The organism is Psychrobacillus sp. (genome assembly GCF_032154225.1).
Classification (GTDB): Bacteria; Bacillota; Bacilli; order Bacillales_A; family Planococcaceae; genus Psychrobacillus.
This window is the reverse complement of record NZ_JALDYF010000018.1, coordinates 13879-25566: the sequence shown is the minus strand read 5'-3', so window position 1 is coordinate 25566 and position 11688 is coordinate 13879. Positions and strand designations below refer to the sequence as shown.

Sequence of the window (11688 nt, the reverse complement as noted above, 5' to 3'; positions counted from 1 at the left end):
GAGAAAAAAGTTCATCAACACTTCTAGTTAGAAATAGACTTACAATTTTCGTATGAAGTAAATATGTCATCTATTTCTCCACTTTTGTAGAAAAATATAGAAGTGTCTCTTTTAAAAAAATACAAAGTGCCGCCAAAATTGTATCTTTGGCGGCTTGAATACTATATAGAATGAACTTGCTACTTCTATTGCCAAAAGTATTTAGCTACTTGGCACGGAAGTTTCTAGCGAGTGGAAGGCGAACATTTGCCATGCGATGATCGAAGAAAAAGCTTGTTGGAAGTGGCGCAGTCACTTTCAACAAGCTTTAAAAATTTTACCGTTCATCGTATAGCCTAATATGAAGCCCGCAGCGAGCTGGAAATTTACCATTTTGCTTTAGTGGCTCCTGCGGTTACTCGTCGCAAAAAAGCAATTTACCATTTTGCTTTATGCTCTTCGATACATCCTAGTAACTGTTGGATGACAAGTGTTGGCCCGTTCTCCAACTGAATTTTTCCGTTGTAATACCCCATCATTTGGTGGACTTCTGACTTAACGAGTTTTGCATCTGTCTTCGCAACTCGATGATAAAAAGGAGAAAAGGATAAATTGACATCGTTTGAAAATTTCGTTTTGACTGTCCATGGTTTCATAAAATCTTTTGGATCATATTCAAACAATAAGTCCTCATGGATTTTCGTCAGCTTGCCATCAATAAAAATGGCATTTTCCGTCATACCCGTACCATCCGTCCACTTACCACCCAAATTCAACCCGATTCGTTTCGGACCGACCTTCTGTGAAGCAAACCCCCAATTCCAAACAGCTTCCCTTGGCCAAACGCCACGACCATAATCAAGAACAGAAAAATTATCTTCGGCATGAAACGAGAAACGGGAGTCTCCGATTTTTACAAAACCAGTAGTAGGCAATAAATGATGCTTCGCTGTGAATTGAAATTGCGTTCGATTCCATGGAATAACAACATTTAACGAATCGTCTTCTGGTGGATGTGAAATATGTAAGTCTGCATGTAATAACTCCCCATCAAAATCAGGAATTGTTACAGTCATATGTGTCTCATCTTGAATACATAGAAGTTGAATAGACATCTCTTTTGAATGTAGTTGGACACTTTCTAGAACGTTAGAAGGCATTTTGAGTTTATTGGATAAAGGAATGGTAATTGTTTTTTCTACATATCTTTGCGTTTCATAATTTAAAAAGTAAACAAAGCAAACTGCAGCATAATCCAAATGACTGATTGTTGCTGAAAAAAGTATTTCATCTCCAAATACACACCAATAATTCCATTTTTTCTTGCGCATGTAGTGGCCTTTTAAGTTACTTTCGATGAGAGGCTTTCTGGCAAATCCAATCGCTTTTGGATTCAAATTACCTTTTGCATCGCACAACAAAGTAGGTTCTGTAATTTCTTTTTCTGCATGTTGTTTCATCAGCCATCTTCCTTTCAATAAAGTAGTTCCTATCTAACATGATTGAATTAATATTAGCATATATTTCCTTTGAAATCATAAAAACAAAATGAAAGGAGCTGAAAATTTGGCTACGTATAATCGTGCCGCTGCCGTCGCATATGCAGAAACTTGGTGGAACAGCTACAATCCTGCGTTCCCTGTATTTGACGTAGATTGTACGAACTTTGTTTCACAATGTTTACTGGCTGGAGGTGCACCTATGAGAGGAATGCCAAATAGGGAGAAGGGATGGTGGCTAGGAAATAATAAGTGGAGCCTGAGCTGGAGTACTCCACATTCTCTAAGGTGGTATTTGGCGGGTTCAACAATTGGTTTGCAAGCGACTCAAGTTGACTCTCCTAGTAAACTCGAACTCGGGGATCTTATTTTTTATGATTTTGAAGGCGATGGAAGGTACGACCATTCAACTATTGTGACAAGTATTTTTAATGGGATGCCGTATGTAAATGCGCATACAAATAATAGTAGGAACAGATACTGGGATTACACTAGTTCTTATGCACATACTCCTCAAACACGTTATATTTTTTATCACGTAAAAGACCAATTTTAAGTGATTATTTTGATTGGAAAAGGGTATCGCCCTATATCATTTTAATGGTGAATTAATGGAAATTATTTTGGGGCTAAATAACGAGCAAATAATACGCCTATAATATAACCATACATGACATGCCCCACAATCCAGTATGAAAAAGAGGGGATACTTGTGAATTGAGGGGTTTTGTCAGAAAACATGGTAGTAGGGAATAGCATTAGACCAATAAAAAAACAGACGAAGATACACAAAAAAATGATTTTTGTTCGTGAAAAAATATTTTTATAAACGAGCGATAGATACAAACCAATTGCTAAAGCTATTGAGACAATTAAATGAAAACCGACTTCTATCAATTCAGGAAAAACGAAAGTATTGATATAAGGAATATAATCGATGTTTAATAATAGTGTGTAAACTTTTAGCTGAGTAATTTTCTCAACCATTTTCAAGAATACAGCTAAGAATAAACCAGATATTAGTCCATAGATAAAAGCTTTTTGTAAACCTTGCTTAGTTAATAACATCGCGCCACTCCAATTTTAAGATTATATTAGCTTAAAGTTTCTTCAATCGAATTGGTAACGCGAATTGCCAAAAGTGTCTTGTTCTTTGCATACTCAATTGCACCTAGCCCTCCAAGGTAAAAATCAATTTGTTTATTAGCCAAGGCAAACTGATCTAAATTTTTTAATAAATTCGGATCATTATCAAAAGGAGCCATTGTAGTAGCTGATAGTAGTACTTTTGCTGGTTTCAATTTGCCTATCAATGATTCTACAGAGCCGGAAGCCGGAGATGCGCCTACCAATATTGTTTTCCAGCCTTTCATCATAAATTGCAATAAGAGTATATGCAAAGGTATTTCATGCCGTTCATGAGGAAGACATGCACCTAATATTAAAGGTGCATCCTCACGGCATTGAAAGTTACGACGAATTTGTACTAAAAAGTCTCGTACGATCAGACTTGAAACAGACTCTTGGTACTCGCTCCACTCCTTCCTATCCCATCTGTTTCCAACCTCGTTTAAAAATGGAATTATAACGGAGGTTAAAAAATCGGCTAATCCAAAGGAATAGTAAGCTTGCTGCAATATTAAGTTTAGTTCCAATTCATCACAATGAGTACCTTTTTCGAGAAGCTGAAAAACATAAGCATTAAGCGTTTCTTGGTGTTGAATTGAAATTAAATGATCAGGAACAATATCTAATACGATACTTCTTTCTTTTGTAAGTTCCACAGCTTGCTTGATGGAGTGTCCTTGCCTTGAGAGAGCCTTGACGCTCAAGAGGTTGTTGATATCTATGTCACTGTATACACGATAACCGTTTTCTAATCTTTTAGGTTGTAAAAGATTATAACGTTCTTCCCATTTGCGGATAACTTGTTTGGATAATCCTGTCATGTCAGAAACTTGTTGTATCAAATACATTCCGTTTATATTTGATGGGATCATAATATTCATTACATCCTTTCTAGAAACTAAAAATAAGTGTAAGTATTTTTGCTGTTTTGTATAACGTTATAATTTAAACATTGTACAGGGAAATATGCAATCACGCATTAATTTATTATAAATCTAGGTCTGTTTGTATTGGGCCAGGCTTTCCAAATAAATACCCTTGGATTAATTCATATCCAACCTCTTTAAGCCATTCAAAGTCTTCTTTCTCTTCAACACCTTCAGCAAGGGGACTTGCTCCAACTTGTAATGCGGTCATTAGAAACTTTTTGGCAGCCGCCTGCTTAGTAAGGTCACGGGAAAATCCTTGTACAAACTTCATATCTAGCCTCATATAATTTGGCATTAATTGTTCGAGTAATTCAATTGTGCTAAAGCCTTCTCCTACATCATCTAAAGCATATTGCCAACCTTTTTCTCTGTAATACAATAATATTTTTTTAAGTGTTCTATATCATTCACACTTTCAGTTTCTACTACTTCAAATACTAATTGTGAAAAAGGGATACCCAACTGATTTGCTAGATGAACTGTTGTTCTTAGGCAATGTTCTGGTGAGTAAATGGAAGTTGGAAGGAAGTTTATAAAAACTTTTCTATGACTAATTGAAGCGGCTTTTCTTACCGCATTCATTCGGCAAACATGATCTAGCGCATAAGTGCGATTTTGTTTTTTCGCCGCTGAAAATACTTCCATTGGTGAAACTGAATTACCGTTATCATCCCGAAATCGAGCTAACATTTCATAAGCAAAAACTTCTTTGTTCTTCGTAACGATAGGTTGTATATGGAAATCGACACTATTCTGGAGTATCACCTGATCAATCCATTTTAATTCTAGTAATTCAACTACTTTGTTGATAGGATTCCATTTATTTCTATACGTTTTAAAGAAAATCGAAGTCACTTCCATTACATCGTTTAAATATTCATATAAATCTGCAACAGCAGTTTCTTTTACAACAATGATATTATCACGACAGTTTACTAATAAGTCTATATGACTGTAGTTGAGGAGGGTGAGATAAATTACTTTCTCCGGAAATAAGGATTTTATAAAATATCTCTGTTGGGCTACATGAAGTGCATTTGTGCATAGAAATTCCTCCTAATTTATGTTTGAAATAGTGTCAAATTAGTATATACAAACCCTGTTTATTTGTATAACGTTTTGCATTTAATGGTATACAAACGTTTGACAACGATTTATAACTCTGTTAATAATTAAATTAATAAACTAAATAAAATAATCAACTAAGGGTGTGAGTCAATGTTTTTAGCAATAAATGAAGTTAAGAAAAATAAATTACGCTTTACGTTAATCATTGGTGTGTTAATGCTTGTATCTTATTTAGTATTTTTTCTATCTGGACTTGCAACAGGCTTGGAAAATCTGAATCGAGAATCAGTAGATAAATGGAAAGCAACAGCTATCGTTCTAACAGAGGAATCGGATAAGAGCATTAACCAATCCTCCTTAACAGTGGAAGATGCAAAAGACATTGATGTAAAAGAAGTTGCTGTAATTGCTCAAATAAATCTTGTTGCAGGAAATGGTTATCAAAAGACGAATGTTTCAATTTTCGGGATAAATAAAGATGAATTCATAATGCCCGAAGTGACAGAAGGTGATGTATTTAAGGAAGGTAACGAAGTCATTGCAAGTGATGCATTAAAAGAAGATGGATTTAAAATAGGGGATGAATTGAGCTTATCTTCATCTTCAGAAGTCTTAACAATTGTTGGATTTACAGACAAAGCAAGATTTAATGCAGCTCCAGTTTTGTATGGTGATTTGGAAACTTTCAATCGCGTAAAATTCGGTGAGGCAGCAGATGTAAATAAAGAAAAAGTAAATGGAATAGTTATTCGTGACGATAACCTAGCAGCAATTACTACTAATGAATCATTAGAAGTGATTGAAATCGAAACGTTTATACGGAGTTTACCAGGATACACGGAACAAAGTTTGACATTAAATTTCATGATTTATTTCCTTTTTGTTATTTCAGCTGTAATTGTAGCAATATTTCTGTACGTTTTGACCGTGCAAAAGATCAGCATGTTCGGTGTCATGAAAGCACAAGGTATATCAAATAACTATTTGTCGCGCTCAGTCATTGCGCAAACATTCATATTAGCTGTAATTGGAGTATCTGTCGGTTTCGCATTAACTTTAGTAACCGGTGCTTTTTTGCCAAGTGCGGTGCCAGTAGCATTTGATTTGATGAGAATGTTGATCTATGGGTTAGTTTTGATTGTAGTTGCAATAATGGGTGCGGTGTTTTCAGTTCTTACAATTGTTCGGATTGATCCGTTGAAAGCGATAGGGGGGTAAAGAATGGTAGTTTTAGAATTAAAACAAGTGAAAAAGACATTTGGTAGTGGACATAAACAAGTGGAAGCAATGAAAGTAACTAACTTTTCTGCAGATAAAGGAGAGTTGATAGCTATTATTGGCCCGTCTGGTTCTGGGAAAAGTACTTTCCTGACTATAGTTGGAGGGCTTTTAACACCTACATCAGGTGATGTAATTATTAATAAGAAAAATCTGGCGGATTTAAATGAGAAAGAACGTTCAAAAATTAGGCTAAAGGAAATTGGCTTCATTTTACAGGCGTCCAATCTTGTACCATTCTTAACTGTAGCTAATCAGTTGAAGTTATTAGACAAAGTGAAGAAAGAGAATATGACCAAAAGCCAACTTGAAGAGTTATATGAGGACTTGGGAATTAGTGACTTACGGGCCAAGTATCCAGCGGATTTGTCAGGTGGTGAACGTCAACGAGTTGCAATTGCTAAAGCATTATATAGTAACCCATCCATTATTTTAGCTGATGAACCAACAGCTTCTCTAGACTCAGACCGTGCCTATGAAGTAATGGAGCTACTGAAAAATGAAACAAAGAACAAAAAAACTACAACGATTGTAGTCACGCATGATGTTCGTTTGGTAGAATACTTCGACAAAGTGTACAAAATGACTGATGGTGTACTTGAGCAAGTGAAATAAGGACCGCTGACGAAATAAAGTTAATATATAAAACCATATTAGTGCTATAAAATTATCTGTGAAAAGCGGTGATATGAAGTGAATAGTGAATGCATAACGAGTGAAAAATTATACTATGGTTTTATCGCAGGTGCAAAAAAGCCACTATAAATAAAAAGAATGAGCTCAATAAATTAAATGTATTTCCAGTTGCGGATAACGATACTTGGACAAACTTGTCATTTAAAATGCAATTTATTATGGATGAAATGGTAATCGCAAAATCTCTAAAAAAACTATGGAGTCAATTGCAGATGCAGCATTGACTGGTGCAAGAGGAAACTCTGGAATCATATTTGCACAATTTTTGAATGGAATTCACAATGGGTTGACTGAAGAGAAGAAAGTATCTTTAGCTGATTTTTCAAAAGCTGTAAATTATGGAATTAATCAAACTTATGAATCTATATCTAACCCTGTTGAAGGAACAATTATTACGGTTATGTATGATTGGAGTAAATCTATTAATCTGCTGAAAGATCGCGCGACTGATGTTGCTCAACTATTTAGCATTTCTTTAGAAGTTGCGGTTCAATCACTTAACGCGAAGACAGATAAACTAAAAGCATTGAAAGATGCTTTAGTTGTAGACGCTGGTGGGAAAGGATTTGTCTATTTCCTTGAAGGGATGACTAGTTACTTTATGTCTCCTGAAAATAATGTATCAGAATATATTGCGGCCGGTGATGAATATGAGGACCATAATATTCATGTAAGTGAAAATGACGATTTAAGCTATAGGTATTGTACAAAGATACTGCTTAAAGGTACTCAAATGGAATTAGAATCTATAAAAAGTGCATTGCAAGACTATGGAGATTCATTGATTGTTGCTGGAGGACCAACGAGAGTAAGAATTCATATTCATACAAACACCCCAGCAGTTGTATTGGAGAGATTAAGGGGATTTGGAAATGTTGTACAACAGATGGTAGATGATATGCAAAGACAATTTGAAACTGTACATGCAAGAAAGTATAAGATTGCACTTGTGACAGATTCGATTGCCGACTTGCCAAAAGAAGCGATGGATAACTATCAAGTTCATATGATCCCTTTGAATCTTCTCATTGGGACAGTAGTTATTTAGATAAAGTTACGATAAGTCCTTCTTTTTTATATGAAACAATGAATGATCCGAATAACTACCCAACGTATTCTCAACCAACTGTAAAAGCCGCAGAAAATTTTTTGAAATCTATAGTTCCTTACTATGAATCAGTAATAGTTATTACTGTTTCTAAGAAAATGAGTGGAACATTCGAAACGATAGCCAATGCGGCAAAAAATATTGATAGTGTTGGTGAAAAAATTACTGTAATAGATTCAAAGTTGAATTCTGGAGGACAAGGACCTGTCGTTTTAAAGGCTGCGCAAGAAATTGATAAAGGTAAAGAGCTAAAAGAAATTAAAAAGACTATCTACGATACGATTGAAAATACAAAAATATTTGTGAGTGTAGACACGTTAAAATACATGGTAAGTTCTGGGCGAACAAAAAAGCACACAGGTTTTGCCGCGAAAATACTTAATTTAAAGCCAGTTGTATCGATTGATAGAAGTGGTGAAGGTATTGTTATTGGTAAATCCCTTTGTTTGAAAGCTAATACAAAGAGAATTGAAGCTTTGATGAAAGAAATTTCCGATAGGAAGAAAATTGTCAGCTATTCTATTGTTCATGCAGATGCGATTAATCGTGCGAATGAATACGAACAGATTTTTACTTCTCTTATAGGGAGAAGACCTGAATATATTACGGAAATTTCTTCAATAGTAGCTATGAATGCTGGTATGGGCTGCGTTGCAATCGCATTAGTAACAGATTAAAGGAGGTTCTTTAATGATAAATGTTTATGCTGGTACATTTTTGTTTTATTGCTCTTTTTTATCATTTTCTTTCTGATTGCTCAAAAGAAGAGAAATGATGGTTTAGTCGACATTGCATAGGATTAGAATTTGTTATAGCTGCTATTTATAGTTATTTTGCTGCCCGTTTCCAAACTGACCGAGCAACTCTTATAACGGTTTTGACCCTTCTTTGGGGAGTTCGTTTAGCATACTATTTATTTCAGAGGAATTGGAGTAAACCGGAGGATTATCGCTATGTAAATATGAGGAAGCGGTGGGGAACCGAATTCGTCTATCTTAAAATATTTTTAAACGTCTACGTACTACAGTTAGTATTGCTTTATATTATTGCTTTATATTATTGCACAACCTATTTTACGGACAAATGTTTCAACTACTGAAGGTCTAGGCATACTGGATTATATAGGATTAGTAATATGGATAATCGGTTATTTCTTTGAAGTGGTAGGAGATAATCAGTTGAGAAATTTCATTAGTAAACCTGAAAATAAAGGAAAGCTAATGAAGTATGGTTTGTGGAAGTATACACGTCATCCTAATTATTTTGGTGAAGCGACAATGTGGTGGGGAATATTCCTAATCGCTTTATCTGCACCTAATGGATGGATAGGAATAGTAAGTCCAATCGTCATTACATTGCTCTTATTATTCGTATCAGTAGTACCTTTACTAGAAAAGAAATATAAGAATCCTCCTGAATTTGCAGACTATGCAATGCGGACAAGCATATTTATACCAATGCCTCCAAAGAATATTAACTAAGCCGATTCTATTATGTGTAATTGATATGAAGGATGAGATATAGTTGAAAAAAATAATCGTTTGGTTCAGAAAAGATTTACGGTTGCATGATAATCCAGTACTGTGGGAAGCAGCTAAGCAAGGCATAATCATTCCTGTTTTTATCTGGTCAGAGGAAGAAGAGAGGGAATATGCAGGTAGCGAAGCAACACGATGGTGGCTTCATCATACTTTACTTACATTAGAGAGAAATCTTAAAGCGAAAGGTTTACCTCTCATTTTAAGATTAGGTAATAGTTTGGAAGAACTTACTTCGATATGTAAACAAACGAAAGCAGATGCAGTTTTTTTTGCTGAAAGATTTGAACCCTTCATCATTAGCAGAGATAGTGAGATTACAAAAAGCTTGCTTTTAAGAGGGTTAGAAGTTCGTTTATTTTCAGCAAATTTACTTTTTACTCCTAGCAATTTATTGAACCAAAAGAATGAGCCATATAAAGTGTTTACGTCTTTTTGGAAAAAAACGATGATTGAGTCGGTAAATCTACCACTTTCTGTACCAGTTAATATGGTTTCATACAATAAATCAATACCAACTTTGCGAGTTAGTGATCTTGGTTTGTTATCAACTATAGGTTGGGACGAAAAGTTCCATATGTATTGGGATCCTGGTGAAAATGGTGCTATTAAGAAATGGGGAAATTTCACTTCTGAAGGACTGAGTCGTTATGTTAAGGACCGAGATATCCCTAGCTCAAGTTCTACTTCCTTATTGTCGGCTCATTTAGCTTGGGGAGATATTAGTGTTAGAGCCATATGGCATTCGGTTAAGGGATTAAATGAGATAGAATCATCGGAGTACATGCATGAGTCCATCCAAGCTTTTTTGAGGCAATTAATATGGAGAGAGTTCGCTTATAACCAGCTTATTTATTTTCCAACAATACTACATACCCCTTTACGTGAGAAGTTTAAAAAGTTTCCTTGGCGAGGGTCTGATGAAGAATTTTTAAAATGGCAAAAAGGTTTGACTGGTTATCCTCTTGTAGATGCAGGAATGCGAGAATTATGGGAGACGGGTACAATCCATAACAGGATTCGTATGGTTGTCGCTTCATTTTTAACTAAACACTTACTCATTTCATGGGAAGAGGGATCTGAATGGTTCAAGAAAACACTTGTTGATTTTGATGCTGCTAACAATGCGATGGGCTGGCAATGGGTTGCTGGCTCAGGAATAGATGCAGCACCGTATTTCCGAATATTCAATCCAATTATCCAAAGTAAAAAGTTTGATCCAGACGGAATATACATTCGCAAATGGGTTCCTGAACTCGCAAAAATTCCTTCGAAGTATATTCATGAACCTTGGAAAGCGCCTAAAAATGTACTAATGGAATGTGACGTTGTACTTGGAAAGACATACCCTCTGCCTATTATTGATCATTCGTTTGCCAGAATGCGTGCATTAGAGGCATACGCGCAAATTAAAAATTAGTACAGTAATACTAAAGTGGTAGCATTTTACTGCAAAAAAATTGATTTTTATTGGAATATACCTTATGAGGAGCAACCTAAGTGAAACACCTTGAAAAAATAATAGTAAGAGATGAGTTAGTAGTGAAGGCAATTGAAAAACATTTAGCAATCGTTCGGTTTGATACAAATTGTAAAGTCGCTTATGTGAATGAACTATTTTCTAACTCTCTAGGATACTCTCTAGAAGAGATGTATGGAAAACATCACTCAGAATTCTGTTTTAAGGAATTTACGGATAGTCCTTCATACAAAGAGTTTTGGAAGAATTTATTTGAAGGAAAAAGTTTTCAAGATAAAATTGAGAGAAGAGATAAAAATAATAGTAGGATTTGGTTAGAAGCCACCTACATGCCTATTTTTGGTGATTCCAACAAAGAGGTAATAGGAGTTACAAAAATTGCAACAAATATTACAGGAAGACAAAATGCAGTAATAACTGTTGCTGAAGAACTTACCGATATGTCCGAGAAACTTCATGAAAAGGCAAATGGAGGCATTAAGAAAAGTAGTTTTCTTTTAGAAACAATAGACAGCGTAGCAAAAGAATCTAAACAAAACCTTGAAAACCTATCGACACTTCAAACACAGGCAGACTCAATAAACGGTATTACCAATACCATTAGAAATATTGCTGCACAAACTAATCTGTTAGCATTAAATGCTGCAATTGAGGCAGCACGTGCAGGAGAAGCAGGTCGTGGATTTGACGTGGTTGCGAAGGAAGTAAGAAAACTCTCAGATAAAGTACAACAATCGATTTTGGAAGTAAAAAATAGTACTGATTTAATTACAAAAGAAATCAATATAGTCAGTCAAAGCATCGTTAGAGTTTATGATAGTATCCTGATTGGACAAGAGCAAGTAAATGAGACAATGGAAGAGTTTAAAACTATTCTACGTTCATCCGAAAAATTAGAAAAAAGAGCGCATGATTTTACGGAAATAATATGATATCTATGTAAAGCTATGTGATTTTTTTTTTATAAAACACATGCTTTTTACAA

The 11688-nt window shown here is 35.1% G+C and carries 12 protein-coding genes and 1 pseudogene; 8 read left to right on the top strand and 5 right to left on the bottom strand.

Annotated elements, in window-relative coordinates:
* Positions 1-416 precede the first annotated feature (416 nt).
* The gene (locus RUH95_RS17660) at positions 417-1439 is read right to left on the bottom strand and encodes a DUF2804 domain-containing protein (protein WP_313894217.1); all 1023 of its coding nucleotides are present in this window, start codon (positions 1437-1439) and stop codon (positions 417-419) included.
* Between the two features lie 88 nt (positions 1440-1527).
* Between RUH95_RS17660 and RUH95_RS17655 the strand changes: the two genes are divergently transcribed.
* A complete protein-coding gene (locus RUH95_RS17655; protein ID WP_313894216.1) occupies positions 1528-2034 on the top strand; it encodes an amidase domain-containing protein in 507 nt (168 codons plus the stop codon).
* 62 nt (positions 2035-2096) lie between these two features.
* Here the strand turns inward: RUH95_RS17655 and RUH95_RS17650 are convergent, their stop codons facing one another.
* The 4 genes from RUH95_RS17650 to RUH95_RS17635 all read right to left on the bottom strand — a co-directional run bounded on the left by RUH95_RS17650 (position 2097) and on the right by RUH95_RS17635 (position 4390).
* A complete protein-coding gene (locus RUH95_RS17650) occupies positions 2097-2546 on the bottom strand; it encodes a hypothetical protein (RefSeq protein WP_313894215.1) in 450 nt (149 codons plus the stop codon).
* A 26-nt stretch (positions 2547-2572) separates the two neighbouring features.
* Positions 2573-3487 carry a MerR family transcriptional regulator gene (locus RUH95_RS17645; RefSeq protein ID WP_313894214.1) on the bottom strand — a complete coding sequence of 305 codons (915 nt, stop codon included), beginning with the start codon at positions 3485-3487 and terminating at the stop codon, positions 2573-2575.
* Between the two features lie 106 nt (positions 3488-3593).
* On the bottom strand, positions 3594-3914 hold the full coding sequence (locus RUH95_RS17640; protein ID WP_313894213.1) for an EAL domain-containing protein: 321 nt from the start codon (positions 3912-3914) through the stop codon (positions 3594-3596).
* Positions 3878-4390: an EAL domain-containing protein gene (locus RUH95_RS17635; protein ID WP_313894212.1), complete on the bottom strand. Its 513-nt coding sequence runs from the start codon at positions 4388-4390 to the stop codon at positions 3878-3880. Before RUH95_RS17635 ends, RUH95_RS17640 begins: the two co-directional genes overlap by 37 nt.
* A 363-nt stretch (positions 4391-4753) precedes the next feature.
* On the opposite strand from RUH95_RS17635, the gene RUH95_RS17630 reads away from it, so the two are divergent.
* From RUH95_RS17630 to RUH95_RS17595, 7 genes and pseudogenes are all read left to right on the top strand, one after another.
* Positions 4754-5821, top strand: a complete 1068-nt coding sequence (locus tag RUH95_RS17630; protein WP_313894211.1) for an ABC transporter permease — start codon at positions 4754-4756, stop codon at positions 5819-5821.
* 3 nt (positions 5822-5824) lie between these two features.
* A complete protein-coding gene (locus tag RUH95_RS17625; RefSeq protein WP_313894210.1) occupies positions 5825-6496 on the top strand; it encodes an ABC transporter ATP-binding protein in 672 nt (223 codons plus the stop codon).
* Positions 6497-6773: 277 nt separating this feature from the next.
* Positions 6774-7625, top strand: coding sequence for a DAK2 domain-containing protein (locus tag RUH95_RS17620; RefSeq protein ID WP_313894209.1), 852 nt, complete (start codon positions 6774-6776; stop codon positions 7623-7625).
* 38 nt (positions 7626-7663) lie between these two features.
* Positions 7664-8362 (top strand): DegV family protein, encoded by a 699-nt coding sequence (locus tag RUH95_RS17615; protein WP_313894208.1) that lies wholly within the window; start codon positions 7664-7666, stop codon positions 8360-8362.
* A gap of 36 nt (positions 8363-8398) precedes the next feature.
* Positions 8399-9166: pseudogene (locus tag RUH95_RS21550) on the top strand (DUF1295 domain-containing protein).
* 43 nt (positions 9167-9209) lie between these two features.
* Positions 9210-10643 (top strand): cryptochrome/photolyase family protein, encoded by a 1434-nt coding sequence (locus RUH95_RS17600; RefSeq protein ID WP_313894206.1) that lies wholly within the window; start codon positions 9210-9212, stop codon positions 10641-10643.
* Positions 10644-10723: 80 nt separating this feature from the next.
* Complete coding sequence (locus RUH95_RS17595; RefSeq protein ID WP_313894205.1) at positions 10724-11635, top strand: methyl-accepting chemotaxis protein; 912 nt, start codon at positions 10724-10726, stop codon at positions 11633-11635.
* Positions 11636-11688 lie beyond the last annotated feature (53 nt).